The organism is Ralstonia sp. RL (assembly GCF_001683835.1).
In the GTDB taxonomy this organism is placed as follows: Bacteria; Pseudomonadota; Gammaproteobacteria; order Burkholderiales; family Burkholderiaceae; genus Ralstonia; species Ralstonia mannitolilytica.
In genome coordinates, this window is sequence record NZ_LWRX01000001.1 from 134,150 (window position 1) to 160,184 (window position 26,035).

General features: G+C 60.2%; 29 protein-coding genes and 1 pseudogene. 17 read left to right on the plus strand and 13 right to left on the minus strand.

The features are described from left to right. Window positions 1-13: 13 nt before the first annotated feature. The 10 genes from A6M56_RS00550 to A6M56_RS00595 all read right to left on the minus strand — a co-directional run bounded on the left by A6M56_RS00550 (window position 14) and on the right by A6M56_RS00595 (window position 6,785). Window positions 14-448 carry an EamA family transporter gene (locus A6M56_RS00550; protein ID WP_102079473.1) on the minus strand — a complete coding sequence of 145 codons (435 nt, stop codon included), beginning with the start codon at window positions 446-448 and terminating at the stop codon, window positions 14-16. Window positions 449-474: 26 nt separating this feature from the next. After that, on the minus strand, window positions 475-1,830 hold the full coding sequence (locus tag A6M56_RS00555; protein WP_102079431.1) for an ATP-binding protein: 1,356 nt from the start codon (window positions 1,828-1,830) through the stop codon (window positions 475-477). After that, window positions 1,806-2,471 (minus strand): response regulator transcription factor, encoded by a 666-nt coding sequence (locus A6M56_RS00560; RefSeq protein WP_102079430.1) that lies wholly within the window; start codon window positions 2,469-2,471, stop codon window positions 1,806-1,808. The genes A6M56_RS00555 and A6M56_RS00560 overlap by 25 nt, the downstream gene beginning before the upstream one ends. A gap of 31 nt (window positions 2,472-2,502) precedes the next feature. Beyond that, window positions 2,503-3,054, minus strand: coding sequence for a cytochrome b (locus A6M56_RS00565; protein WP_102079429.1), 552 nt, complete (start codon window positions 3,052-3,054; stop codon window positions 2,503-2,505). Between the two features lie 39 nt (window positions 3,055-3,093). Continuing rightward, window positions 3,094-3,852 (minus strand): COG4705 family protein, encoded by a 759-nt coding sequence (locus A6M56_RS00570; RefSeq protein WP_102079428.1) that lies wholly within the window; start codon window positions 3,850-3,852, stop codon window positions 3,094-3,096. Window positions 3,853-3,861: 9 nt separating this feature from the next. Next, window positions 3,862-4,311, minus strand: coding sequence for a hypothetical protein (locus A6M56_RS00575; protein WP_102079427.1), 450 nt, complete (start codon window positions 4,309-4,311; stop codon window positions 3,862-3,864). 28 nt (window positions 4,312-4,339) lie between these two features. Continuing rightward, window positions 4,340-5,122: a COG4705 family protein gene (locus A6M56_RS00580; protein ID WP_102079426.1), complete on the minus strand. Its 783-nt coding sequence runs from the start codon at window positions 5,120-5,122 to the stop codon at window positions 4,340-4,342. A 69-nt stretch (window positions 5,123-5,191) separates the two neighbouring features. Then, window positions 5,192-5,788: an undecaprenyl-diphosphatase gene (locus tag A6M56_RS00585; RefSeq protein WP_102079425.1), complete on the minus strand. Its 597-nt coding sequence runs from the start codon at window positions 5,786-5,788 to the stop codon at window positions 5,192-5,194. A gap of 56 nt (window positions 5,789-5,844) precedes the next feature. Continuing rightward, window positions 5,845-6,180, minus strand: a complete 336-nt coding sequence (locus A6M56_RS00590) for a PepSY domain-containing protein (protein ID WP_102079424.1) — start codon at window positions 6,178-6,180, stop codon at window positions 5,845-5,847. Between the two features lie 113 nt (window positions 6,181-6,293). After that, window positions 6,294-6,785: an MgtC/SapB family protein gene (locus A6M56_RS00595; protein WP_065851665.1), complete on the minus strand. Its 492-nt coding sequence runs from the start codon at window positions 6,783-6,785 to the stop codon at window positions 6,294-6,296. Window positions 6,786-7,034: 249 nt separating this feature from the next. On the opposite strand from A6M56_RS00595, the gene czcN reads away from it, so the two are divergent. The 10 genes from czcN to czcE all read left to right on the plus strand — a co-directional run bounded on the left by czcN (window position 7,035) and on the right by czcE (window position 19,322). Beyond that, window positions 7,035-7,685, plus strand: a complete 651-nt coding sequence (gene czcN, locus A6M56_RS00600) for a heavy metal efflux RND transporter CzcN (RefSeq protein ID WP_020206397.1) — start codon at window positions 7,035-7,037, stop codon at window positions 7,683-7,685. Window positions 7,686-7,841: 156 nt separating this feature from the next. Beyond that, window positions 7,842-8,989 (plus strand): IS3 family transposase gene (locus A6M56_RS00605; RefSeq protein WP_372585118.1). Its coding sequence is split into 2 segments (ribosomal slippage): window positions 7,842-8,085 and window positions 8,085-8,989, totalling 1,149 coding nucleotides; the frame shifts between segments, so codons are not numbered across the junction. A 244-nt stretch (window positions 8,990-9,233) separates the two neighbouring features. Continuing rightward, window positions 9,234-9,581 (plus strand): CDF family cobalt-zinc-cadmium transporter CzcI, encoded by a 348-nt coding sequence (gene czcI / locus A6M56_RS00610; RefSeq protein ID WP_137924345.1) that lies wholly within the window; start codon window positions 9,234-9,236, stop codon window positions 9,579-9,581. Between the two features lie 75 nt (window positions 9,582-9,656). After that, on the plus strand, window positions 9,657-10,913 hold the full coding sequence (gene czcC, locus A6M56_RS00615; RefSeq protein WP_004635338.1) for a heavy metal efflux RND transporter CzcC: 1,257 nt from the start codon (window positions 9,657-9,659) through the stop codon (window positions 10,911-10,913). Between the two features lie 17 nt (window positions 10,914-10,930). Beyond that, on the plus strand, window positions 10,931-12,493 hold the full coding sequence (czcB, locus tag A6M56_RS00620; RefSeq protein WP_004635340.1) for a heavy metal efflux RND transporter CzcB: 1,563 nt from the start codon (window positions 10,931-10,933) through the stop codon (window positions 12,491-12,493). 16 nt (window positions 12,494-12,509) lie between these two features. Continuing rightward, a complete protein-coding gene (gene czcA / locus A6M56_RS00625; protein ID WP_004635342.1) occupies window positions 12,510-15,701 on the plus strand; it encodes a heavy metal efflux RND transporter CzcA in 3,192 nt (1,063 codons plus the stop codon). A 50-nt stretch (window positions 15,702-15,751) separates the two neighbouring features. After that, window positions 15,752-16,702 (plus strand): cation diffusion facilitator family transporter, encoded by a 951-nt coding sequence (locus A6M56_RS00630; RefSeq protein ID WP_004635344.1) that lies wholly within the window; start codon window positions 15,752-15,754, stop codon window positions 16,700-16,702. A gap of 1 nt (window position 16,703) precedes the next feature. Beyond that, window positions 16,704-17,381 carry a heavy metal homeostasis two-component system response regulator CzcR gene (gene czcR, locus A6M56_RS00635; RefSeq protein ID WP_008646724.1) on the plus strand — a complete coding sequence of 226 codons (678 nt, stop codon included), beginning with the start codon at window positions 16,704-16,706 and terminating at the stop codon, window positions 17,379-17,381. 4 nt (window positions 17,382-17,385) lie between these two features. Beyond that, window positions 17,386-18,816, plus strand: coding sequence for a sensor histidine kinase CzcS (gene czcS / locus A6M56_RS00640; RefSeq protein ID WP_011229349.1), 1,431 nt, complete (start codon window positions 17,386-17,388; stop codon window positions 18,814-18,816). A 104-nt stretch (window positions 18,817-18,920) separates the two neighbouring features. Continuing rightward, complete coding sequence (gene czcE, locus A6M56_RS00645; protein ID WP_011514820.1) at window positions 18,921-19,322, plus strand: copper-binding periplasmic protein CzcE; 402 nt, start codon at window positions 18,921-18,923, stop codon at window positions 19,320-19,322. Between the two features lie 298 nt (window positions 19,323-19,620). Here czcE and A6M56_RS00650 read toward each other — a convergent pair whose 3' ends face one another. The 3 genes and pseudogenes from A6M56_RS00650 to merR form a co-directional block, all read right to left on the minus strand. Then, entirely contained in the window at window positions 19,621-19,899 is a 279-nt protein-coding gene (locus A6M56_RS00650; RefSeq protein ID WP_008646716.1) for a hypothetical protein, read from the minus strand. 182 nt (window positions 19,900-20,081) lie between these two features. Beyond that, window positions 20,082-20,807, minus strand: a pseudogene (locus tag A6M56_RS00655) (porin); the annotation flags it as partial. Between the two features lie 33 nt (window positions 20,808-20,840). Next, window positions 20,841-21,275, minus strand: coding sequence for a mercury resistance transcriptional regulator MerR (gene merR / locus A6M56_RS00660; protein ID WP_003131969.1), 435 nt, complete (start codon window positions 21,273-21,275; stop codon window positions 20,841-20,843). Window positions 21,276-21,346: 71 nt separating this feature from the next. Here merR and merT point away from each other — a divergent pair, with 71 nt between their 5' ends. The 7 genes from merT (at window position 21,347) to A6M56_RS00700 (ending at window position 26,035) form a co-directional block, all read left to right on the plus strand. Continuing rightward, entirely contained in the window at window positions 21,347-21,697 is a 351-nt protein-coding gene (gene merT, locus A6M56_RS00665) for a mercuric ion transporter MerT (protein WP_003131974.1), read from the plus strand. Window positions 21,698-21,709: 12 nt separating this feature from the next. Further along, the gene (gene merP, locus A6M56_RS00670) at window positions 21,710-21,985 is read left to right on the plus strand and encodes a mercury resistance system periplasmic binding protein MerP (protein WP_003131987.1); all 276 of its coding nucleotides are present in this window, start codon (window positions 21,710-21,712) and stop codon (window positions 21,983-21,985) included. A 71-nt stretch (window positions 21,986-22,056) separates the two neighbouring features. After that, complete coding sequence (gene merA / locus A6M56_RS00675; RefSeq protein ID WP_003156770.1) at window positions 22,057-23,742, plus strand: mercury(II) reductase; 1,686 nt, start codon at window positions 22,057-22,059, stop codon at window positions 23,740-23,742. Between the two features lie 17 nt (window positions 23,743-23,759). Continuing rightward, on the plus strand, window positions 23,760-24,125 hold the full coding sequence (gene merD, locus A6M56_RS00680) for a mercury resistance co-regulator MerD (RefSeq protein WP_000995360.1): 366 nt from the start codon (window positions 23,760-23,762) through the stop codon (window positions 24,123-24,125). Further along, window positions 24,122-24,358, plus strand: a complete 237-nt coding sequence (merE, locus tag A6M56_RS00685; RefSeq protein WP_003132004.1) for a broad-spectrum mercury transporter MerE — start codon at window positions 24,122-24,124, stop codon at window positions 24,356-24,358. The genes merD and merE overlap by 4 nt, the downstream gene beginning before the upstream one ends. Then, the gene (locus A6M56_RS00690; protein ID WP_003132006.1) at window positions 24,355-25,344 is read left to right on the plus strand and encodes a DUF3330 domain-containing protein; all 990 of its coding nucleotides are present in this window, start codon (window positions 24,355-24,357) and stop codon (window positions 25,342-25,344) included. Before merE ends, A6M56_RS00690 begins: the two co-directional genes overlap by 4 nt. Before the next feature lie 130 nt (window positions 25,345-25,474). Next, window positions 25,475-26,035 carry a recombinase family protein gene (locus tag A6M56_RS00700; protein ID WP_003124096.1) on the plus strand — a complete coding sequence of 187 codons (561 nt, stop codon included), beginning with the start codon at window positions 25,475-25,477 and terminating at the stop codon, window positions 26,033-26,035.

Here is a 26,035-nt window from a genome sequence, read left to right on the forward strand (position 1 = left end):
TCAAGTTGACGCATTAGCGCTTGAACGCCAGTAACAAAACACCACCAGCGACCATCGCAATACCAGACCACTCGCGGAGCGACGGGCGTTCACCAAGAAACGTGAACGCAAACACCGCCACCAGTACGAGACTGAGTTTGTCTACCGGCGCGACTTTGGATGCATCGCCGATCTTGAGCGCCCGGAAGTAGCAGACCCATGACGCTCCGGTCGCCAAGCCGGACAACCCGAGGAAAAGCCATGTCTTGGGGGACAGATCCAAGGGGTTGGCCCATTTTCCCGTGTAGGCGACAAACGCCGACAGGACGACGATGATGATGGCCGTTCGGATCAAAGTAGCCAGATCGGAATCAACTCCCTGAATGCCCACCTTGGCAAAAATCGCCGTCAGCGCCGCAAATACAGCCGATAGTAGTGCCCAGTAGAACCAACCAGTTGAACTAACCAATTCGCTACACTCCCTCATTTCTCAAGTCATTGCTTCATGGGAACGATAACGGATACCTTTAAGCCGGTTTGCTGAATTTCGTCCACGAAGTCGAGGCGGATTTCTGCACCGATGCGATGGGCAATCGTTTGGACGATTGATAGTCCTAGACCCGAACCAATCTGCTCGCTGCCCAGTGTGCGGTAGAAGGGATCAAAAACCCGATCCCGTTCTGTCAACGGAATGCCAGGCCCGCTGTCCTGAACACGCAGCTCGGCTTTCCCTTTTGATATTCCCACGGAAAGATCGACCCGCCCTCCCTCTGGCGTGTAGCGAATGGCGTTATCGACCAGATTCTTGACCACGGCGATCATGTCCAGCTCGCTGGCCCACACTTCGGCGTCTTGCGTGCCTTCGACCCCGATGTCGATGTGCTTGGCCTCGGCCAGCGGCATGAGGTCTTCCAGCACGCGACGGTAGATGGCCTGAACGGATATCGGTGACTTCGGCGAGTCGGCAGCCGACTGCGCCTTGGCCAAGGTTAGGAGTTGATCCAGAAGGCTTCGGCCGCGCTCGATTCCTTGGCGCAACACCGTCAATCGTTCGCGCGCCAGGGCGGACATTTCTGCCTCTGCCAGCCTCTCTGCTTGCAGCGAAAGGGCGGTCAACGGCGAGCGCAGTTCGTGCGCGGCATCCGCCACAAAGCGGCGCTGAGAGTCCATTGACTGGCCGACGCGGGCGAGCAACCGGTTGATCGCCACGGCAAATGGGCGCACCTCGACCGGAAGGTGACGGTCTTCGACGGGGTGCAGTTCCTGCTCGGCCCGCAGGTCAATTTCCTTGGAAAGTGCCGCAATGGGGCGGAACATCTTGCGCACCAGGTCAGCGACGATCAATAGCAGTACCGGCACGAGAATCAGGAAAGGCATCACGGTGCGTAGCGCTCCATCGCGGGCAATTTCATTGCGGAAGCCCGCTTCCTGCGCCACGGCGATGCGTTCACCGGTTGCCGTGGTCTTGACCAGCACGCGGAACGACTCTCCACCGATCTCCAGCGTGTGCAGCCCATCAGCCGGTGTTGTGGGCAGGGAAAGCGTACCGCCTGCATCCACACTTGCCTCAGATGGGTTAGCCTCATTCAAGCGCTGGACGATAACGCGCGATTCTTCATCGACATCTTTGGGGCGCGCGTCGGGCGTCGGCGTGGCCGGCGACAGGCGCTGCCGGTCCATGAGCTGCGCCACCTGGCGTAGAACGTCATCCTGTAGCTCGTGCGCCTCGTCAAAAGCCGACAGGAACGAGAAGATGCCCGCCACGATGGCTACCACGAGGATGGCCAGCGACAAGGTGAAGGACAGCTTGAGCTGAACCGATTCGTTCAGGCGTCTTTTGAGACCATCCATCCGACCCCCCTGACGTTTTTGATGACCTCACTGCCCAGCTTGCGCCGCAGTGCATGGATCAGAAATTCGACGGCGTTGCTTTCGACCTCTTCTCCCCAGCCGTAGATGCGGTCTTCCAGCTCGCTGCGCGAGAGGATGGCTCCGGGCCGAACCAGCAAGGCTTGCAGCAGCGAGAACTCCCGGTTGGACAGTTGCACCGGGGAGCCACCGTTAACGCTGGCTTCTTTTGTGGCCGGATCGAGCGACACCACGCCATTGGTGAGCACTGGCGTAGCCGTGCCGCCTTTGCGCCGCAGAACGGCGCGCATCCGGGCCAACAGCTCTGCCATCTGAAAGGGCTTTGAAACGTAATCGTCGGCTCCGCCGTCCAAGCCACGCAGGCGGTCATTCAGTCCATCACGCGCCGTGATAATGAGCAGAGGAACCGGGTTGTCCTTGCCGCGGATGCTGGCCAGCACCTCCAGTCCATCCTTGCCGGGCAAGCCCAGATCGAGCAGAACCAGGTCATAGTGCTGGCAACCTAGTGTCGAGAGGGCGGTCTGCCCGTCCTTCACCCAGTCGGCGGCGTAGGACGCATCCTTCAATGCGCCTTGGATCGCGTCACCGATCATGGGATCGTCTTCAACCAGCAATACCCGCATTCCCCCTCCTCTTGAAATTATTACGCCCGCATTACGGCAACATCGAGACAAGAACCTTATCTTTTAGTCTGATATGGTGATATATAGCAGCCATCGCATGAATGCCTGCCAACCATATGATGACATCACCAAGCAGTTTGTGAATCTCGCCCCAATCTGCAAGGTTGGAAAAATAAGAATTCCCAACTGCAGGGAACACGTTAATTCGGATTCCGCCCAATAGCGTCAAAGGATGAGATTCGCTTCCCAGAGCCAGCAGCGCAGAAATCGGCAGCAAAAGAAGTAAAGCCCACAGTGCAAAATGTGCCAATCGGGAAAGGCCAAACATCCATACCGACATCTGATGCCGTGGAGCACCCGGACGTATTGCAGCCCAAATCAAGCGCAAGAATGTGAGCACAAATACGGCGACACCCAAAGATTCATGCCACACGATGTCATTTCGTGTGGCTGGATCGACTCCACCATCAACTATTCGCCCGAAGTCGCCAGGCCCTAACACGAATGCTGTGACAACAATTGCGGCCGTAATCCAATGAAAGGCTTTGCTTAATTTGTCATATTGATCAGGACTATTTCTCATGGCATTGTTTCCTCCATATTGGCTGGGATGACCGTATTTTCAATGCGCGGTCCGGGCTGCCCTTTGCCTGAACAGCAGGATCGCGGTCAGCATGAAGGCCAGCAGCGCGGCCGATGCCGAATAGCGGCTCAGCGCCAGACCGCCAGCGCTCAGCGGCTTGTCCAGAAAGTCGCCGACCACGGCTCCCAGCGGGCGGGTCAGGATGAACGCCGCCCAAAACAGCAGTGTGCGGGACACTTCCGTCCTGTAGTAGGCCACCACCACCAGGGCGAGCAACCCGCTGAACACAACAGCCGCGCCGGTGTAGCCCAGGCCTGCCGTATCCGCCATCCAATCGCCCAGCGCCGTACCCAGCGTCTGGGAGAACATGATCGTCAGCCAGTAGAACGCTTCCGCTTTGGGTGAGCTGACGGTGTTCACTGATACGGAGCCGAGGGTGCGATGCCAAACGAAGAGCGAGCCGAGCAACAAGGCCAGCAGCAGGCTCGAACCGCCAGCGTACCCGATGCCGAGCGAACGATCTGCAAAGTCGGCCAACGTCGTGCCGACCGTGGTGGTGGCGATGATGGTGGTCCAGTACAGAAAGGGATGGAAGCCCTTGGCCTTGACTTGCGCGATGACGGCAGCCAGGAAGATCACGGCGAAGATGCCGGTGCCGGCCAAATATCCCAGGTTCATGGACATCGAGACGGCATCGCCGCCGGTTTCGCCAAGCGTGGTTGCGGCAATCTTGATGAGCCAAAAGCCAAGCGTGACTTCTGGCACCTTGGCCAGAGCGTGTTCAGTGGATGTTTTCATGGGGTAAGCTCACTGTCCTTCGAGCGTGTCGAAGGTTTTTAGCAGAGTACCCATCGCAGCCTTGCAGTCAGCTTGGCTTGGCGCATCGGCACGCAACGCAGACAACGCCTTGTCGATGGCTTTGTCGAGCAGATGCCAGTCGTCGGCTGCGCGCGGTTTCAGTCCAGCCTCAGCCGAATCCCAGGCCACCTCCAAATCCTTGATGCGGGTCTTGGCGGCGGGCAGATCACCCTTGTCTACGATGGTGGACACGTCAGTGGCGATGCTGCGAAATGCGGTCAAGTCGCCCAGCTTGGAAGCGGCTTTGCCCGGCGATACCGTGCTGGCGTTAGTAGTCGGTGCAGGGGCGGTGCTCGCGCGGCCTTGGTCGGCAGGCTTGGAGCAGCCGGTGGCCAGGGCCACGAGCGCCACCGCCGACACGGCAGCGACAAGGCGGGCGATAGCGTGCTGATTGGGCATGATTTCTCCTTGGAAGTTGGGAAGATGGTTACTCGGCGGCTTGGGCGGAGCGGCCTGCGCTCATGCCGATCTGCGCAACGGCCACGAGAATGACGATGACTGAGAGGAACAGGGTGCTGGTCCACATGGCCCCCATTCCGAGGCCACCGTAAGTCTTGGCTTGTGTCAGCAGGTCGCCGAGCGCAGCGCCGAAGGGTCGGGTCAGGATGTAGCCGATCCAGAAGGTCAGCACGGCGTTGCCACCCATGCGCCACACGGCATAGGTGATGCCGATTAGCGCACCAAAGGCGACAGCACCCCAGGTAAAGCCCAAGCCCAGCGCCTCGGTCGCCAGATCACCGGCAGCAGTGCCCAGCGCAAACGTGCAGAGGATGGCGGACCAATAGAACAGTTCTCGGTTTTGCGTCACGATGTCGTGGATGGACAAGGTACGTTCGACCCGATACCAGACAGCGAAAATCACGGCGAGCGTGACGGCGAACGCCGAAGTGCTGATGTACAAGCTGACGCCCAGGCCGTCGGTCAACAGGTCGGTGATCTGGGTACCGACCACGCTGACCAACACAACCGTGAGCCAGTAAATCCAAGGGGTGTAGCGGCGGGTGCGCAGTTGCGTGAACAGGGCGACTGCCAGTAACGCCCCCATGACGGTGCGCGTCAAGCCTTGGCCAAAACCCGCGTTGATCGCCAGGAAGTCGGCCCCCGTCTCGCCCACCGTCGTGGACATGATCTTGATGATCCAGAACGACAGCGTGACTTCAGGGACTTTGTTGAGCCAGTCGCTTGCTCTGACCGTGGGCAAATTGTTCATAGTGTTCTCCTGCCGGTGTGAAAGGGACTGCCGCCAGTCTGAGCAGGCAGACTTAGCCCATCCATAGGCTCACTCGCGCACCCATCCCTGCGCGATCAGCTTGCCGAACAACAGGCAATGGATACGGCTCACCTGCCGGTAGACCGGCCCCAGATACCAGCGTGCTGCGTGCAATGTCAGCGCGGCACCGAGCGATGCGACCGCGATGGCACCAAGCATGTCCAGTGGAAAGTGAACCCCCAGGTAGATGCGTGACCAGGCGATTGGTATGCCAAACAGTGCCAAAGCTACGCCAGCCCTTAGTAGTCTTCTCTGTAGCAGAAAGCTGAAGGCAACCGACCACCACAGTGTCAGGTGATCGCTGGGGAATGACGAGTCGGCAACATGGGGAATGAGCGTATGACCTAGCCCGATCATGAAAGGCCGGGGGTGCGACCAAGCTAGACCGATGATTTGGTTGGTCAGCAGCCCAAGCAGGCCGGATGCGGTAGCGATCAGCAGCGTTTTGCGGGTGTTCTCGTTGCCACGCAGCCAGCTGATGCCGATCAGAATCGGGACGGCCCAGATGAGCCATTCCGCAAAGAAGGTGGCCAGCGTCACCACCAGAGCGTTCGGGTGTTCAGGCGCGTTGAGCCACAGGAAGAATGTTTGGTTGAGATGTTCCATGAAGTCTCCGGGCCGGATCACGGCGTCATGCGCAATCCGGCCACACTGGCAGGCGGTCAGTCTTGCTTGTCGTGGTCGTCATCGTGATCCGCCTTGTCCTCGGCAGACGAGATGACGGTGCCCTTGTCGGCATCGACCCGGACATCGAAGACCTTGGCCCCGCTGACAACTTCCACGTCATAGACCCAGCCTTGCTTCGAGTTTTCGTACTCGGCGCGCGATGCCTTGCCATTGGCGTGCTGCTCGGCAACGGTGACGGCCTGGGCGAGCGGAATTTTGGCCTTGGTGATCGCCAGGGCGTCGTTTTCCATACCGCCTTTGGCGGCATAGGCGACAGCGCCAGTCGTAGCAATGGCGATGGCCAGCAGGGAAAGTTTGGTGTAGCGGTACATGATGCTTCTCCAGAAGAGTGCAGGGATTTGCACGGTGGAGAAGTTACGCAGGCAGACTTAGCTGCTACTGAGCTGAGCCGTCGCCGTTATCGTCGGAGATTGTTGGCAATGGCTTAGCGTGCTTTATTTTCCGTTTTCTGAGACGACCCCTTCTTCGACATTTGAAGGATTCTGAGCACGATGAGTGCGAAGGCAGTCGCGACGATGGCCGTCACCGCATGGCCCATGCCGGCGGCCACGCCGATCGCGGCAGCAATCCAGATGCTCGCGGCAGTTGTGAGCCCCCTGACGTGTGTCTCATTGTCCGGCTTCAGGATCGCCCCTGCACAAAGGAATCCGATGCCTGACGTGAGACCCTGAAGCACGCGGCTCATGTCGGCAAGCTGCACGCCCGCCTGGAGGGGAACCACGACAAAAACGCATGCCCCCAGCGCGACGAGCATGTGAGTGCGCACGCCTGCGGATTTTCCCGAGCTCTCCCGCTCGTACCCCAGCAAGCCCCCCAAAACGATAGAGACGGTCATTCGAACGACGGCACGTACTGCCTCGGCAGCATTAGCGAGATCGGAGAATTCCGAGCTCAATGTGCGGATGATGTCGTTCATTGCGGAGCGTCTCTGGGTGTGTCCTGAAAATGGCCAAGACAGTCTATGTCGCAGAAGATGACTGTCAGATTGCCGAGCTATGACACAACCGGATTCGCTGGCCCGGGGGCAAGATTAACAACGTATTACATTTCGGCAATAAAGCCTGACAACGGAAGGGCAACCTTAGAATGCCGGCCATTAGTGCTCGTTTTCGCGCCAGTGTGTCCACTCGAAGTGCGCGACATTCTCCTCCAGCCCCCGAACCGCATGACCGATTCTTCAATCTCCCCGTCCCAACCCGCTGGTCTCTCGAGGGCGCTGGACAATTTCCTGACACGCCACCGCATCGGCGTTTGGCGTGTTGTCGTAACGTTTGTCCTGGCAAGTCTGGTCTTTGGCCATTCTCGCTGGGACGGTACCTGGGTGTCGCCGCTGCTGCTGACGCTGGGGATGTTGGGGGTGAGCCTGGCCACGGTCGGGCGGCTCTGGTGCGCGTTGTACATTTCCGGGCGCAAGAACAATACCTTGGTGACCTCGGGTCCATATTCACTGTGTCGCCATCCGCTCTATGTCTGCAACTTGCTAGGCATTATCGGACTAGGGGCGATGACCGAGTCGCTGGCGGTTACCGCAGTCCTGGCGCTCGCATTTGCGCTGATGTACCCGGCTGTCATCCGGACGGAAGACCGCTTTCTGGCTTCCGCCTTCCCGGAATTCGCCGAATACGCACGCCGTACACCAGCGTTCTTTCCCCGTCTGTCGCTGTATAGGGGGGAGTCGACATGGACGGTCCATGTGTCTTCCTTTCAACGCAATATTGCGGACTCGGTCTGGTTTCTCGGCCTGTCGGTGGTCGTGGAGTCGTTTGATTTGTTCCATGACGCCGGCGTCCTCCGGGCGGTCGTGACGCTTGCCTGATGCGGGCAACTCCGCATACACGTACAGCCATGCACTACGCTCACGTCTCCGATTCTGTTGTCGAGAGCATGCTCGTGATGCTGGTCGGCCTGATCGTCCTGGTACGTCCCCGGTCTTGTAGACACCTGATAGGGTGTTTTTGAGACTGGAGGAAGCATGAAAAGCAAGCGATATACGGATGAGTTCCGGGCCGAGGCGATCAAGCAGGTGACCGAACGCGGTTACCCGGTGGCGGAAGTGGCGCAGCGGCTGGGGGTGTCGAGCCACAGCCTGTACGAGTGGCTTCGCCGCAGCGGGGTCAGCCGGCAGGCACGCAAGACGCAGCAGGATGCCGATCTGCAGCGCGAGAACCAACAACTGCGCGCCGAACTTCGCCGTGTCGAGGAGGAGCGCGACATCCTAAAAAAGGCCGCCGCGTACTTTGCCAGGGGGTAAGGGCAAGGTACGGGTTCATGCATGCGCACCAGCACGAGTTCCGGATCACGACGATGTGCCGGGTCCTGAAGGTCGAACGCAGCGGCTACTACGCCTGGCTGGCCAAGCCCCGCTCGGCCAGGTCGATTGAGGATGCACGCTTGCTCAAGCTGATCGAAGAAGCCTATCTGGCCAGCGGCGGCGTGTACGGCAGCCGCAACATTCATCGTGATCTCATCGAAGCCGGCGAACGTGTCGGCAAGCACCGGGTTGCACGCCTAATGCGCGAGAACGGCTTACGCTCGGTGCGGTCGCCGCAACGCCGCCGCTACAAGACGGGTAAACCGTCAGTGGTAGCGCCCAACCGGCTGCAGCGGCAGTTCACCGTGCCCGAGCCGGATCACGCCTGGGTCACGGACATCACTTACCTGCGCACGGCCGAAGGCTGGCTGTACCTGGCGGTGGTGCTGGATCTGTACTCCCGTGCGGTCATCGGCTGGTCGATGAAACCGACGTTGGCGCGGGAGTTGGCGCTGGATGCACTGCTGATGGCGATCTGGCGCCGCAGGCCGACGCGAACGGTCACGATCCACTCCGATCAGGGCGTGCAGTACGGAAGCGACGACTGGCAGCGGTTCTGCCGCGAACACGGGTTGGAGGTGAGCATGAGCCGGCGTGGCAACTGCTGGGACAACTCGGTGGCCGAGTCGTTCTTCAGCAGCTTGAAGAAGGAACGAATCCGGGGCAAGGTCTATCCGTCACGGAACGATGCCAGGTCAGACGTGTTCGACTACATCGAGGTGTTCTACAACCGACAGCGCCGCCACGGGCACAATGGCGGCCTGTCTCCCATGGCTTTCGAGGAAGCTCACCCAACTCGATCGCTGTAACTGTCTACAGAACCGGGGACGTACCATCCTGTATGTGGGGTTCGCTGTCTATTTGCGGTGGAAGCATGGGCCCGCCCCCAAGCGTAAGACTGATGAGGGGCGAAAGCGGCACCCCAAAACGAGCAGGCGAAAGCGATAATCGTAATCTGCTCTTAATGCTGGTGATCGAGGATTCATGTAAACTTCGGCGACGGCCCAGCCGTTAGTACTTCAACCCCAAGCCCCCCGCACAGTCTCCCAAGGAATGCGACGTTTCGTTCTGATCTTCGTGCTGCTCATTTTGCCGTTCCAGTTTTCCTGGGCGGCAGCGGCACGCTATTGTCAGCACGAGAAAGCCACGGCCACTTGGCACCTTGGGCACCACGAGCATCGTCATCAGCAGCCGGAAGGTAAAACGGATGCCGAGAAAAAGCCATTCGTGGATACAGACTGCGGGGTATGCCATCTGGTCTCCCTCCCGTTCGTCTATGGACAGACGCAGGACGTGTTGATAGCGAATCGGGTAGAAGTGACCGATACTCAACATGCGTCCGAGTTCTCGTCTCTGAATGCCAGGGCTCCCGACCGTCCTCAGTGGCAGCGTCTCGCTTGATCGGCGAGACGACGACTCTTTTTCTCCTTTCGTCTCTCGCCGAATTCTCCTGGTCACATACCTTGGTGCAATTCGATGCGAAGACTATTTCTGCCGCTCGGGCTGGCGGTAGCATTTCTCAGCCCAAACTTTGCCGTAGCGCAATCTGACACCGGCACGTCCATGGTGCCCGTCTTCCCAAGGGAAGCGGCGGGACCGTTGACCCTCGAGGCCGCGTTGTCGCTGGCGGCAGGAAGCAATTTCAACCTGTCCGCCGCCGCCAAGGAACTCGATTCCACAGAAGGTGGGATCATGCAGGCCCGGGTTATTCCGAACCCGGAACTCCAGACGCTGGTCGAGGACACGCGGAAATCCACCCGTACATCCACCGCCCAGATGAATATCCCCATCGAACTGGGCGGCAAGCGCTCGGCTCGTATCAATGCCGCGGAAAGGACGCGCGAACTGGCGCAGGCAACGCTGGCTGGCGTTCGCGGTGACATTCGGGCGCAGGTAATCGAGAGCTTTTTTTCCGTCTTGATCGCACAGGAACGCGTCAAGCTGGCAACTGGCTCCGCGGATATCGCTGCGAGGGGCGCGCAAGCCGCTTCACGCCGCGTCGCGGCCGGCAAGATCTCCCCGGTTGACGAAACTAAGGCACGTGTCGAACAGGCCAACGCCGAACTTGAATTGGCCGAAGCAACGGCGAGCCTGCAGTCCGCCCGTCAGGCGTTGACGGCGTTGTGGGGCAATGCATCGCCGCAGTTTACCGAAGCACAGGGCAATCTGGACGCGCTGCCATCCAGGCCGGCGCCTGAACTCCTTCTGAAGGAGCTGGAAAACTCACCGCTGGTGGCCGCAAGCCGCGCTGAACTTGACCGCCGCCAGGCATTGGTGGGCGTTGAGCGCAGCCGCCAGTATCCGGATCTGACAGTCAGTCTGGGTGCCAAGCGAGATACAGAAGCCAACCGCAACATGGCGGTGATCGGTGTGGCGATCCCGTTGCCGATTTTTGACCGGAATCAGGGCAACTTGTATTCGGCCATTCGCCAGGCGGACAAGGCCCAGGATGAATATCTGGCCAATCGCATCAGCCTGACCCGAAATCTCCTGATGGCATCGAACCAGCTGTCGGTATCGCGCGCCTCGGCACAAACGCTGAAGCAGACCGTCTTGCCAGGCGCCGAGCAAGCCTTCAACGCGGCGACCATTGGCTTCGAGGCCGGCAAGTTCAATTATCTGGACGTCCTGGATGCCCAGCGCACGCTGTTCCAGGCACGCATCCGCTATCTCGGCGTGCTTGGACAAACCTATCAGGCGGCGACCACGATCGATCGCATTCTGGGACGTTAAGACGGGATTCATAAAACATGGCTATTTCGAACAAACAAAAGGCTGCCATTGCGGCCATCGTACTGGTGGGCGGCGTCGCGACTGGTGGCGTTCTGCTGAGCGGGCGCTCTGCGCCGGAAGAGCAGGGTGGGCACTCGGAATCCAAGGGGCATGGCGACACCGAGCACCATGGCAAGCAGGCGGCGGAAGCCGACCACAAGGATGACAAGTCACACGGCGACGGCGAGCATCACGAGGTCAAGAAGGGCCCCAATGGTGGCGCGCTCTTTTCGCGTGATGGCTATGACGTCGAAATTGGCACGGCCGAATCCAAGGGCGAGGCCCGTATTCGGCTCTGGGTTAGCAAGTCTGGGAAGGCGGTGGCAAATGGCGTGGCAGCGACAGGCCAGCTCGTGCGGGCTACGGGCGAGTCTCAAGCGCTCAAGTTCGTGGTGTCTGGCGACGCGCTGGAAAGCCAACAGCCAGTTGCCGAGCCCCATGTCTTTGACGTGACCGCAAATGTGACCTTGCCCGGTTCGTCTTCGCCACTCGCCGTGCGGCTCTCGAAAGAGGAAGGCAAGATTGAGTTGACAGCGGACCAGCTGGCCAAGACAGGGGTAGTGGTTCAAACCGCGGGCTCGGCAAAGGTCCAGGCTGGCGTCCAGTTCCCCGGCGAAATCCGTTTCAACGAAGACAAGACAGCCCACGTGGTGCCGCGACTGGCTGGCGTCGTAGAGAGCGTTCCGGCCAATATTGGGCAACAGGTTAAGAAGGGACAGGTTCTCGCGGTCATCGCGAGCACCGGACTTTCTGACCAGCGCAGCGAACTGCTCGCAGCACAGAAACGTCTGGATCTGGCGCGTGTCACTTATGACCGCGAGAAGAAGCTCTGGGAACAGAAGATCTCTGCGGAGCAAGATTATCTGAGCGCCCGCAACGCGCTGCAGGAAGCGCAGATCAGTGTCCAGAACGCGCAGCAGAAGCTGACCGCCATTGGCGCCAGCAACAGCTCGACGGCACTCAATCGCTACGAGCTGCGCGCACCGTTCGACGGCATGATCGTTGAAAAGCATATCTCGCTTGGGGAAGCGGTGGCGGACAACGCCAACGTGTTCACGCTGTCGGATCTGTCGTCCGTCTGGGCCGAGTTCGTGGTGTCTGCCAAGGATGTCGAGCGGGTGCGCATCGGCGAAAAGGCGTCGATCAATTCGGCATCGTCCGATGTGAAGGCAGATGGCACCGTTTCATACGTGGGTTCGCTGCTGGGCGAGCAGACGCGGACGGCGAAGGCCCGCGTAACATTGACCAATCCACAGATGGCTTGGCGACCGGGTCTCTTCGTCACGGTCGACGTATTCGGTGCTGATGTCGAGGTGCCCGTTGCGGTGAAGACCGAGGCCGTCCAGGACGTCAATGGCGAGAGCGTAGTCTTTGTCGCGGTTCAAGGTGGATTCGTGCCGCAGCCGGTGAAGGTCGGCCGGACAAACGGCAAGGTCATCGAGATTGTCGAGGGCCTGAAGCCGGGCGCACGTTACGCCGCCGCCAACAGTTTTGTTCTGAAGGCCGAACTTGGCAAATCCAGCGCCGAACACGGCCATTGATACGGGGGAAACAGCAATGTTTGAACGTATCATTAGTTTCGCCATCCAGCAGCGATGGCTGGTCCTGCTCGCCGTGTTTGGAATGGCCGGGTTAGGGATTTTCAGCTACAACCGACTACCGATCGACGCGGTCCCTGACATTACCAACGTTCAGGTTCAGGTCAATACCTCGGCACCAGGCTATTCACCGCTCGAAACCGAACAGCGTGTTACGTATCCGATCGAGGTCGTGATGGCCGGCCTGCCGGGACTCGAACAGACGCGTTCCCTGTCCCGCTATGGCTTGTCGCAGGTGACGGTCATCTTCAAGGATGGCACGGACGTCTATTTCGCGCGCCAACTCGTCAACCAGCGCATCCAGGAAGCCAAGGACAATCTGCCTGAAGGCGTTGTGCCGGCGATGGGGCCTATTTCGACCGGCCTCGGGGAGATCTATCTATGGACCGTTGAAGCCGAAGAGGGTGCTCGCAAAGCTGACGGGACTGCCTATACGCCGACAGATTTGCGCGAAATCCAGGATTGGGTGGTACGGCCGCAACTGCGTAACGTGCCCGGTGTCACCGAGATCAATACTATCGGTGGTTTCAACAAGCAGTACCTGGTCGCGCCGAGTCTTGAACGGCTAGCGTCGTACGGGCTGACGCTGACCGACGTCGTCAATGCGCTGAACAAGAACAACGACAACGTGGGTGCGGGCTACATCGAGCGTAGGGGCGAGCAGTATCTGGTTCGTGCGCCGGGTCAGGTTGCGTCCGAAGACGACATCCGCAACATTATTGTCGGTACAGCGCAGGGGCAGCCGATCCGCATTCGCGACATCGGGGATGTGGAGATTGGCAAGGAACTGCGTACCGGTGCGGCAACCGAGAATGGCAAGGAAGTTGTGCTGGGCACGGTATTCATGCTCATCGGCGAAAACAGCCGGGCTGTGTCAAAAGCGGTCGATGAAAAGGTCGCTTCCATTAACCGTACGATGCCGGAAGGTGTGAAGATCGTAACGGTATACGACCGGACACGTCTGGTCGACAAGGCCATTGCGACCGTCAAGAAGAACCTTCTTGAAGGCGCGGTGCTCGTCATCGTAATTCTGTTCCTTTTCCTGGGTAACATCCGCGCGGCGCTGATTACCGCGACGATCATTCCGCTGGCGATGTTGTTCACCTTCACGGGGATGGTGAACTACAAGATCAGTGCGAACCTGATGAGCTTGGGCGCGCTCGACTTCGGCATCATCATCGATGGCGCGGTGGTGATTGTCGAAAACTGTGTGAGGCGACTGGCGCATGCGCAGGAACACCATGGCCGGCCATTGACGCGCTCCGAGCGGTTCCATGAGGTGTTTGCCGCAGCGAAGGAGGCGCGTCGCCCACTGATCTTCGGTCAGCTCATCATTATGATCGTCTACCTGCCGATCTTTGCGCTGACGGGGGTGGAAGGCAAGATGTTCCACCCGATGGCGTTCACGGTCGTCCTGGCGCTGCTGGGCGCGATGATTCTGTCCGTGACGTTCGTTCCGGCTGCGGTCGCCTTGTTCATCGGCGAACGGGTGGCCGAGAAAGAAAATCGTCTCATGCTCTGGGCGAAGCGTCGCTACGAGCCGCTGCTGGAAAAGTCGCTCGCGAACACGGCCGTTGTATTGACGTTTGCCGCGGTGTCAATTGTTCTGTGCGTGGCCATTGCGGCCCGCCTGGGCAGCGAGTTCATCCCCAATCTGAACGAAGGCGACATTGCCATCCAGGCGCTGCGCATTCCTGGCACGAGCCTGTCGCAGTCCGTGGAGATGCAGAAGACGATCGAGACGACCCTCAAGGCAAAATTCCCCGAAATCGAGCGCGTGTTTGCGCGGACAGGTACGGCGGAGATTGCATCCGATCCGATGCCGCCGAATATTTCGGATGGCTACATCATGCTCAAGCCTGAGAAGGATTGGCCAGAGCCGAAGAAAACACATGCCGAACTGCTGTCCGCCATCCAGGAGGAAGCCGGCAAGATCCCCGGGAACAACTACGAGTTCTCCCAACCGATCCAGCTGCGGTTCAACGAGCTGATCTCCGGGGTCCGCTCGGACGTCGCAGTCAAGATCTTCGGCGATGACAACAACGTGCTCAGCGAGACGGCGAAGAAGGTATCGGCCGTGCTGCAGGGCATCCCCGGCGCGCAGGAGGTGAAGGTAGAACAGACCACCGGCTTGCCGATGCTGACGGTCAAGATCGATCGGGAGAAGGCGGCGCGATACGGGCTTAACATGAGCGACGTGCAAGACGCGGTGGCAACGGGCGTCGGAGGCCGTGATTCCGGAACCTTCTTCCAGGGCGATCGTCGTTTCGATATCGTGGTCCGCCTGCCCGAAGCTGTGCGCGGCGAGGTCGAGGCTCTGCGCCGATTGCCGATTCCGTTGCCAAAAGGAGTGGACGCGAGAACGACGTTTATCCCATTGAGCGAGGTGGCGACGCTGGAAATGGCGCCCGGCCCGAACCAGATCTCGCGCGAGAACGGCAAGCGCCGCATCGTGATCAGTGCCAACGTTCGTGGACGTGATATTGGTTCATTCGTGCCCGAGGCGGAAGCGGCTATCCAAAGCCAGGTCAAGATCCCGGCTGGCTACTGGATGACATGGGGTGGCACCTTTGAGCAACTGCAGTCCGCCACCACCCGCCTGCAGGTGGTAGTGCCGGTGGCGCTGTTGCTGGTCTTCGTACTGTTGTTTGCGATGTTCAACAACATCAAGGATGGCTTGCTAGTCTTCACGGGCATTCCCTTTGCGCTGACTGGCGGGATTCTTGCCCTGTGGATACGCGGCATTCCGATGTCCATTACTGCAGCGGTGGGCTTCATCGCGCTGTGCGGGGTGGCGGTGCTCAATGGTCTGGTGATGCTGTCGTTTATCCGATCGCTGCGCGAAGAAGGGCATTCCCTCGACAGCGCGGTCCGAGTTGGCGCCCTGACGCGACTGCGTCCGGTGCTGATGACGGCCCTGGTGGCATCCCTGGGTTTCGTGCCGATGGCCATCGCCACCGGTACGGGCGCTGAGGTGCAACGTCCCCTCGCAACGGTGGTAATCGGTGGCATCTTGTCGTCCACGGCGCTGACCCTACTGGTGTTGCCGGTGCTCTATCGACTTGCTCACCGCAAGGATGAGGACGCGGAAGATACTCGCGAGCCAGTCACTCAGACGCATCAACCGGATCAAGGCCGCCAGCCTGCATGACGTAAATCCTTGGGCGGTCATCGTACCGCCCAATTTTTATAGGAGTTTCTATGGGCGCAGGTCACTCACACGACCATCCCGGTGGCAACGAGCGATCGCTCAAGATCGCCCTTGCGCTGACCGGTACGTTCCTGATTGCCGAAGTGGTCGGTGGTGTCATGACGAAGAGCCTGGCGTTGATCTCCGACGCCGCGCACATGCTCACGGACACCGTCGCACTGGCCATCGCACTGGCTGCTATTGCGATCGCCAAGCGACCCGCGGACAAGAAGCGGACATTTGGCTACTACCGTTTTGAGATTCTTGCCGCGGCCTTTAACGCATTGCTGCTGTTCGGTGTGGCTATCTACATCCTGTACGAAGCCTACCTGCGGCTGAAATCGCCACCTCAGATTGAGTCAACCGGCATGTTCGTCGTGGCTGTGCTGGGCCTGATCATCAATCTCATCAGCATGCGCATGCTGTCCTCCGGGCAAAGCAGCAGCCTGAACGTGAAGGGTGCTTATCTGGAAGTCTGGAGCGATCTGCTCGGGTCGGTTGGCGTCATCGCCGGTGCGATCATCATCCGCTTCACGGGCTGGGCGTGGGTCGACTCCGCCATTGCGGTGCTGATCGGCCTCTGGGTACTGCCTCGCACTTGGATCCTGCTGAAGTCGAGCCTGAATGTGCTGCTCGAAGGCGTACCCGATGACGTGGATCTGGCAGAGGTTGAGAAGCAAATTCTGGCGACGCCCGGGGTAAAAAGCTTCCATGACCTCCACATCTGGGCACTTACCAGCGGCAAGGCGAGCTTGACGGTTCATGTCGTGAATGACACGGCCGTCAACCCGGAAATGGAAGTGCTACCGGAATTGAAGCAGATGCTGGCTGACAAATTCGATATCACGCACGTGACCATTCAGTTCGAACTGGCACCATGCGAACAAGCGGATGCAGCTCAGCATTTCAATGCATCGCCAGCACTGGTCGGATCGAAGTCGCTTGCTGCAGGAGGAAACTAAGGTGCGGGTACTTGTTGTAGAAGACGAACCGCGTACTGCGGAGTATTTGCAGAAGGGATTGTCGGAGTCGGGTTTCGTGGTCGACATCGCGAACAATGGTGGCGATGGGCTCCACATGGCGGAAGAGACCGACTACGACGTCATCATCCTGGACGTCATGCTGCCAGGTATGGACGGGTGGACGGTCATCAAGTCCATTCGATCCAAGTCCGAGACACCCGTACTGTTTCTGACGGCGCTGGATGATGTGGCGGATCGTGTCAGAGGCTTCGAGTTGGGGGCAGACGATTACCTGGTCAAGCCCTTCGCCTTTGCCGAGCTCCTTGCCCGTATCCGGCGTTGCTTGCGCCAAAGCACCTCGAAGGAGTCCGAGCGATTGCGCATTGCCGATCTGGACATCGACGTGCTTGGAAGGCGGGTATTCCGGGGAACTACCCGCATTGAATTGACGAATCAGGAGTTCTCGCTGTTGCACCTGCTCATGCGCCGGAGAGGGGAGGTGCTGTCGCGAACCACGATCGCGTCCCAGGTCTGGGACGTCAACTTCGACACGGATACCAATGTCGTTGACGTCGCGATCCGGCGCCTGAGATCCAAGGTGGATGATCCCTTCGATCAAAAGCTGATCCATACCGTACGGGGAATGGGCTATGTCCTCGACCCAGAGCGCGGCCGGTGACGGAATGAGGCCCGGGACTTCGATAACCCCGCTGTCACTGACGAGGCGGCTTGGGCTCTTCTTTGCATTGGTACTGTCTATCGCGCTGGCCAGCATGGGCGCCTTTGCTTACTACTCGCTCGCCGCGCAACTCGAGGCCAGAGACGATGAGGTTGTAAAGGGAAAACTCGAACAGGTCGAGCATTTCTTGCGCGAGGTGGACGGGGTGCAGGGCGTCCCGGCGGCGCAGCATCGCTTCGATGATCTGGTGCGAGGTTACTCGGACCTCATCGTTCGCGTCACGGCGCTGGATGGCCGGCTTTTGTTTCGCACGGGCAACGATGCATTGCTGGAAGGCACTGACCAAGCGGCGGTCACGGGAAAGTCATCGCTCATGTTCCAGTCCGCCGATGCGGTGTTGGGGCGAGACGGTACGCGGGCGACGGTGTTCGTGGCGAAGTCTGGCGAGGACAGGAAGCAGGTGACTGCGCGATTCCGGACGACGCTCGTGCTTGGTACCACCGTCGGTGTGATATTGACGGCCCTGGTGGGGGCGGCCATTACGCGCCGTGAGCTGGAGCCGGCGCACGTACTTATCAAGCAGATCAACCGGATCAGTGTGGAACGGCTGAGCTACCGGGTGGACATGCCACCCAAGCCCACCGAAGTGCGTGATATCGCCTCTGCGTTCAATGCGATGCTGCAACGCCTCGAGGATGGTTATCAGAAGCTGTCGCGGTTCTCCGCCGATCTTGCCCATGATTTGCGCACGCCGCTTAACAACCTCATTGGACATGCCGAGGTCGCCTTGTCACGAGACCGCACCGGGCCCGAGTATGTCGCCTTGGTGGAGGAAAGCCTGGTCGAATACCAGCGACTTGCGAGGATGATCGATGCGATGTTGTTCCTCGCGCGAGCTGACAGTGCCAATGTGGCGCTCGAGTTGACGGAACTCCAGTTGAATGCAGAACTTCGCAAGTTGTCCGCCTACTTTTCGGTGCTTGCAGAGGAGCGAAGCGTCGTAATCAGGGTAAGCGGGGATGCCACCCTGGTCGCTGATGCCATTCTGTTCCAGCGTGCGATCAACAATGTTCTGTCAAATGCGGTCCGTCATGCGTGGCCGAATTCGATGATAGATCTGGTGGTGCGCCGCGAAGCGGCACATTGTTGCATCGACATCACGAACGTTGGAGACCCAATCCCGGAGCGGGAACTTTCCCTCATCTTTGATCGGTTCTTCCGTGGGGATAGGGCGAGATCCAACTCGTCACAGTCCACGGGGCTGGGCCTGGCCATCGTCCTGTCGATCATGGAGCTCCATGGCGGCGACGCGTCAGCCGTGAGCGGCTTGGATGGGAAGACACGCTTTACATTGCGCTTCCCGCTCAACGGTGCTGAAGCCTCAGCGCGGGTTTCGGTGGGTAGGCCGAGTCAGGACCGACCAGTCGTTGGGTAGAGTGGTGCAATGAGCCCGATTGCCTATTTGTAATCGCCGGGCAAGGCTGCAGCATGCGTACAATTTATACACTCGTTTTCATAGATCAACGAAGTCTCTAGAAGATGACTATGAAAACGAAGAAACACGCCTTGCTGTTTGCGGCGTTGCTGTTGGGTGGGATGTCGGCTTCGTATGCTTTGGAAATGACCGGGTTGAAACCGGGCGTGCCTGCGTCGACGGCGACGGCGCAGGCGATGGCGAAGCGTCACGCGACCTTGTATGGCGATCCAGCCGGCCAATCTCAGGCCAGTCGCATTATCGACGTGAAGCCAGGGATGCGGTATGTCAACGTGGACTCTGGCGAGACGGTGGCGTTTCGGGCCGGCGAGAAGATCGTCGCATGGACCTTCGCCCAGATGGTCAGGGATACGAGTGTGGACCTTGGCTTGTTGATGCCGGATCTGCCGGGTAGCGCTGGCGTGCGCGTCTATATTGATAGAAGCGACCTCTTCACAGGTGGCTGAACGTTGCTGAACCGGTGAACTACAGGCCCCGCACAATGCGGGGCCTTTTTCATCGTCATTGGCGTCGGTTCTGCCGCTTAGCAATACACGAGGCGATGGGAAGTTGTAGCACGCGCCACCGCATCATGAACGGCACCGGATTGACGCCGATGGAGGGAAAAAAAGCTTGCCCTCCGGGGAGGGCAAGCTTCGGAAGCTTTCGCCATCGGGATAAAGCGAAAGAGCACCAAGAGCCAAGCAACTGACGGGTGCCTGGCTCCCCCACAGAGGTCGGTCTGAGTTTCAGGGACGGCTTGCGTCAAATTCCGCGTGCGCCATCGGTGAACACATCACGCGGCCCAATACGCGAGCCGTCGGTAAATACGTCACGCTGGCCGAGGCGTGCGCCGTCGGTGAACACGTCGCGCTTGTCGATGCGTGCACCGCCGGCGTAAATGTCGTTGACTGCGGCGCGTCCGCCGTCGGTGTAGGGGTCGCGGGGACGGTGGATCTGGCCATCAGGGGTAGCAGCGATGGCGGAGCCGGCGGCAGCAATCGTGAGGGCAGCAGCAATCAGGGCAGTGTGAATCGTCTTCATGGAATCTCTCCGGAGTCAATGTTTGTGAGTCTCTAATCGCTCACCGTGTTCACAGTCTAGCTACCGGACCTGCTCCACTGAATTACCCGCGTATTACGATCCTGTCATAAAAAAATGCCTCCCGGTTGGGAGGCACAAACTCTCTTGAATTAACAAGAAAGTGTCGATTCTTTTGAGCTCGCTCAGAACTTGTGGCGTACGCCTACGACGACGCCGGTCTGATCCTTGCCAGGGACAACGTTGGTCGGGCTGCCGGTCGTCGAGTTGTAGCCGTTCATGCCCAGCTGCGAGTTGCCGCGGTTCAGTGCATAACCGACGTTCATATACACATCGGTACGCTTCGAGAAAGCGTAATCTGCCGAGGCAACGAACAGGAACGGGTCTGCGCCAGAATTGCGGCTGTCCGTGTAGTAGGCGGCGCCGGTCAGCGTCAGTGCGGGCGTCAGGCCATAGCGCAGGCCGGCCCAGTAAATGTTAGAACCGTTCGTCGGCAGCGCACCGACATTGCCGTTGTACCAGCGATAACCAATAAATGCCTTAGCCGGTCCGAAAGCGTAGCTCGCGCCAATTAGAGCGCGGCGGTCCTTGCGGTCGGCCGTGGCGACGGTGCTGCCCTGGATCTCGTCGTACACCGCGCCGACAGCGAGGGCGCCGGTTTCATACATGAGCGATACGCCCATGTTTCGATCGACCTTGTAGTTCCCCGGCACTTCGCCGCCGCCGGTGCGGCTAAAGCTGTAGAGGCCGGTGACCGTCAGGCCACTGAAGATGCCACGGTACTTGATAGCATTGTCAGCGCGACCCGCCAAGACGTCATCCATCTTGAAGAGCGAGTAGCGCGGCGCGAAGCCCATCGGGTCGAGTTGCAGCGTGGTGTCATACATTGGTGTCGTTTGACGACCCAACGTGGGGTCGTCTCAGAAAACGGAAAATAAAGCACGCTAAGGCATAGCCGAACCTGCCAAGCTTGCTCCACCCTGTAGTGACGCGATCAGCGGGCAGGAAACGTTCCCCCTTCGCGCATGGCAGGCGCACACCAACTCAGACAGCACGGCCTCCATGCGCGCCAGGTCAGCCATTTTCTCGCGCACGTCCTTGAGCTTGTGCTCGGCCAGACTGCTGGCTTCCTCGCAATGGGTGCCATCCTCCAGCCGCAGCAGCTCGGCGATCTCATCCAGGCTGAAGCCCAGCCGCTGGGCTGATTTCACGAAGCGCACCCGCGTTACATCCGCCTCGCCATAGCGGCGGATGCTGCCATAGGGCTTGTCAGGCTCCAGCAACAAGCCCTTGCGCTGATAGAAACGGATGGTCTCCACATTGACCCCGGCCGCCTTGGCGAAAACGCCAATGGTCAGGTTCTCCAAATTGTTTTCCATATCGCTTGACTCCGTACATGAGTACGGAAGTAAGGTTACGCTATCCAATTTCAATTCGAAAGGACAAGCGCATGTCTGAACCAAAAACCGGGCGCGGCGCGCTCTTCACTGGAGGGCTTGCCGCCATCCTCGCCTCGGCTTGCTGCCTCGGGCCGTTGGTTCTGATCGCCTTGGGGTTCAGCGGCGCTTGGATCGGCAACTTGGCGGTGTTGGAACCCTATCGCCCCATCTTTATCGGCGTGGCGCTGGTGGCGTTGTTCTTCGCCTGGCGGCGCATCTACCGGCAGGCAGCGGCCTGCAAACCGGGTGAGGTCTGCGCGATTCCCCAAGTGCGAGCTACTTACAAGCTCATTTTCTGGATCGTGGCCGCGCTGGTTCTGGTCGCGCTCGGATTTCCCTACGTCATGCCATTTTTCTACTGATCGGAGTTCACCATGAAGAAACTGTTTGCCTCCCTCGCCCTCGCCGCCGTTGTTGCCCCCGTCTGGGCCGCCACCCAGACCGTCACGCTGTCCGTACCGGGCATGACCTGCTCCGCCTGCCCGATCACTGTCAAGAAGGCGATTTCCAAGGTCGAAGGCGTCAGCAAAGTTGACGTGACTTTCGAGACACGCCAAGCGGTCGTCACCTTCGACGATGCCAAGACCAGCGTGCAGAAGCTGACCAAGGCAACCGCAGACGCGGGCTATCCGTCCAGCGTCAAGCAGTGAGTCACTGAAAACGGCACCGCAGCACAACGGACGTCATTGTCTGGCGCCACAAACGATAAAGGATCTGTTGCATGACCCATCTAAAAATCACCGGCATGACTTGCGACTCGTGCGCGGCGCACGTCAAGGAAGCGCTGGAAAAAGTGCCAGGCGTGCAGTCGGCGCTGGTGTCCTATCCGAAGGGCACAGCGCAACTCGCCATCGTGCCGGGCACATCGCCGGACGCGCTGACTGCCGCCGTGGCCGGACTGGGCTACAAGGCAACGCTAGCCGATGCGCCACTGGCGGACAACCGCGTCGGACTGCTCGACAAGGTGCGGGGATGGATGGCCGCCGCCGAAAAGCACAGTGGCAACGAGCCCCCGGTGCAGGTAGCGGTCATTGGCAGCGGTGGAGCCGCGATGGCGGCGGCGCTGAAGGCCGTCGAGCAAGGCGCGCAGGTCACGCTGATCGAGCGCGGCACCATCGGCGGCACCTGCGTCAATGTCGGCTGTGTGCCGTCCAAGATCATGATCCGCGCCGCCCACATCGCCCATCTGCGCCGGGAAAGCCCGTTCGATGGCGGTATTGCGGCAACTGTGCCTACGATTGACCGCAGTAAGCTGCTGGCCCAGCAGCAGGCCCGCGTCGACGAACTGCGGCACGCCAAGTACGAAGGCATCCTGGGCGGTAATCCGGCCATCACCGTTGTGCACGGTGAGGCGCGCTTCAAGGACGACCAGAGCCTTACCGTCCGTTTGAACGAGGGTGGCGAGCGCGTCGTGATGTTCGACCGCTGCCTGGTCGCCACGGGTGCCAGCCCGGCGGTCCCGCCGATTCCGGGCTTGAAAGAGTCACCCTACTGGACTTCCACCGAGGCCCTGGCGAGCGACACCATTCCCGAACGCCTTGCCGTAATCGGCTCGTCGGTGGTGGCGCTGGAGCTGGCGCAAGCCTTTGCCCGGCTGGGCAGCAAGGTCACGGTCCTGGCGCGCAATACCTTGTTCTTCCGTGAAGACCCGGCCATCGGCGAGGCGGTGACAGCCGCTTTCCGTGCCGAGGGCATCGAGGTGCTGGAGCACACGCAAGCCAGCCAGGTCGCCCATATGGACGGTGAATTCGTGCTGACCACCACGCACGGTGAATTGCGCGCCGACAAACTGCTGGTTGCCACCGGTCGGACACCGAACACGCGCAGCCTCGCGCTGGACGCAGCGGGGGTCACTGTCAATGCGCAAGGTGCCATCGTCATCGACCAAGGCATGCGCACGAGCAACCCGAACATCTACGCGGCCGGCGACTGCACCGACCAGCCGCAGTTCGTCTATGTGGCGGCAGCGGCCGGCACCCGTGCCGCGATCAACATGACCGGCGGCGATGCGGCGCTCGACCTGACCGCAATGCCGGCCGTGGTGTTCACCGATCCGCAAGTGGCGACCGTGGGCTACAGCGAGGCGGAAGCCCACCACGACGGGATCGAGACCGACAGCCGCACCTTGACCTTGGACAACGTGCCGCGTGCGCTCGCCAACTTCGACACACGCGGCTTCATCAAGTTGGTTATCGAGGAAGGCAGCCATCGGCTGATCGGCGTACAGGCGGTCGCGCCGGAAGCGGGTGAACTGATCCAGACGGCGGCTCTGGCCATTCGCAACCGCATGACGGTGCAGGAACTGGCCGACCAGTTGTTCCCCTACCTGACGATGGTCGAGGGGTTGAAGCTCGCGGCGCAGACCTTCAACAAGGATGTGAAGCAGCTTTCCTGCTGCGCCGGGTGAGAAAAAGGAGGTGTTCAATGAACGCCTACACGGTGTCCCGGCTGGCTCTTGATGCCGGGGTGAGCGTGCATATCGTGCGCGACTACCTGCTGCGCGGATTGCTGCGCCCGGTGGCGTGCACACCAGGCGGCTACGGCTTGTTCGATGACGCCGCCTTGCAACGGCTGTGCTTCGTGCGGGCGGCCTTCGAGGCGGGCATCGGCCTCGACGCGCTGGCGCGGCTGTGCCGGGCGCTGGATGCGGCGGACGGCGACGAAGCGGCCGCGCAGCTTGCCCTGCTGCGTCAGTTCGTCGAGCGTCGGCGCGAAGCGTTGGCCGATCTGGAAGTGCAGTTGGCCACCCTGCCGACCGAGCCGGCACAGCACGCGGAGAGTCTGCCATGAACAACCCCGAGCGCTTGCCGTCCGAGACGCACAAACCGATCACCGGCTACCTGTGGGGCGGACTGGCTGTGCTGACTTGCCCCTGCCACCTGCCCATCCTCGCTGTCGTGCTGGCCGGCACAACCGCCGGTGCTTTCCTCGGCGAGCATTGGGTCATCGCGGCGCTCGGTTTGACCGGCCTGTTCCTTCTGTCCCTGTCGCGGGCGTTGCGGGCATTCAGGGAAAGAGAATGAGCGCTTTCCGGCCGGATGGATGGACGACGCCGGAACTGGCCCAAGCGGTCGAGCGCGGGCAGCTTGAACTGCACTACCAGCCCGTCGTCGATCTGCGCAGTGGTGGGATTGTCGGCGCGGAAGCCCTGTTGCGCTGGCGTCATCCGACGCTTGGACTATTGCCACCGGGCCAGTTCCTGCCCGTGGTCGAATCGTCCGGCCTGATGCCTGAAATCGGCGCTTGGGTGCTGGGCGAAGCCTGCCGCCAGATGCGTGACTGGCGAATGCTGGCATGGCGACCGTTCCGGCTGGCCGTCAATGTTTCGGCGAGCCAAGTGGGACCGGACTTCGACGGGTGGGTAAAGGGCGTGCTGGCTGATGCCGAGTTGCCCGCCGAGTATCTCGAAATCGAGCTGACCGAATCGGTCGCGTTTGGTGATCCGGCGATCTTCCCCGCCCTGGACGCCTTGCGGCAGATCGGTGTGCGCTTCGCCGCCGATGACTTCGGGACGGGGTATTCCTGTCTGCAACATCTGAAGTGCTGCCCAATCAGCACGCTCAAGATCGACCAATCGTTTGTCGCCGGGCTCGCCAACGACCGCCGCGACCAAACCATCGTGCACACCGTGATTCAGCTTGCGCACGGGCTGGGCATGGATGTGGTGGCTGAAGGCGTGGAAACATCGGCGAGTCTTGATCTATTGCGACAAGCGGACTGCGACACAGGACAAGGCTTCCTGTTCGCGAAGCCAATGCCGGCGGCGGCATTCGCCGTCTTCGTCAGTCAATGGAGGGGTGCCACCATGAATGCAAGTGACTCGACCACCACCAGTTGCTGCGTGTGCTGCAAGGAAATCCCGCTCGATGCCGCCTTCACCCCGGAAGGCGCGGAATACGTCGAGCACTTCTGCGGGTTGGAGTGTTATCAACGCTTCGAAGCGCGTGCCAAGACAGGGAACGAAACCGATGCCGATCCGAACGCCTGCGACTCGCTACCGTCAGATTGAGGCATACCCTAACTTGGCGTCAGACCATCCGGCGCTAAATCGTCAGAATAGAGTTGCCTTCCGAATTGATTGACATACGCCGTCAAGGGTCATAGATTTCTTCCTGACACATTTCCCTCAGGAGGATACCTTGCACGGTCAGCGCATCGGTTACGTCCGCGTCAGCAGCTTCGACCAGAACCCAGAACGGCAGCTCGAACAGATCCAGGTGGATAAAGTGTTCACCGACAAGGCGTCGGGCAAGGACACACGGCGGCCCGAACTGGAACGGCTGCTCGCCTTCGTGCGCGAAGGCGACACGGTCGTGGTGCACAGCATGGATCGTCTGGCGCGCAACCTCGACGACCTGCGCCGCCTGGTGCAGGGCCTCACCCAGCGCGGCGTACGCATCGAGTTCCTTAAGGAGCATTTGACCTTCACCGGCGAGGACTCGCCGATGGCGAACCTGATGCTGTCGGTAATGGGCGCGTTCGCCGAGTTCGAACGCGCCTTGATCCGCGAGCGGCAGCGCGAGGGCATCGCGCTCGCCAAGCAGCGCGGGGCCTACCGTGGCAGGAAGAAATCCCTGTCGTCTGAGCGTATTGCCGAACTGCGCCAACGTGTCGAGGCTGGCGAGCAAAAGACCAAGCTGGCTCGTGAATTCGGAATCAGTCGCGAAACCCTGTATCAATACTTGAGAACGGATCAGTAA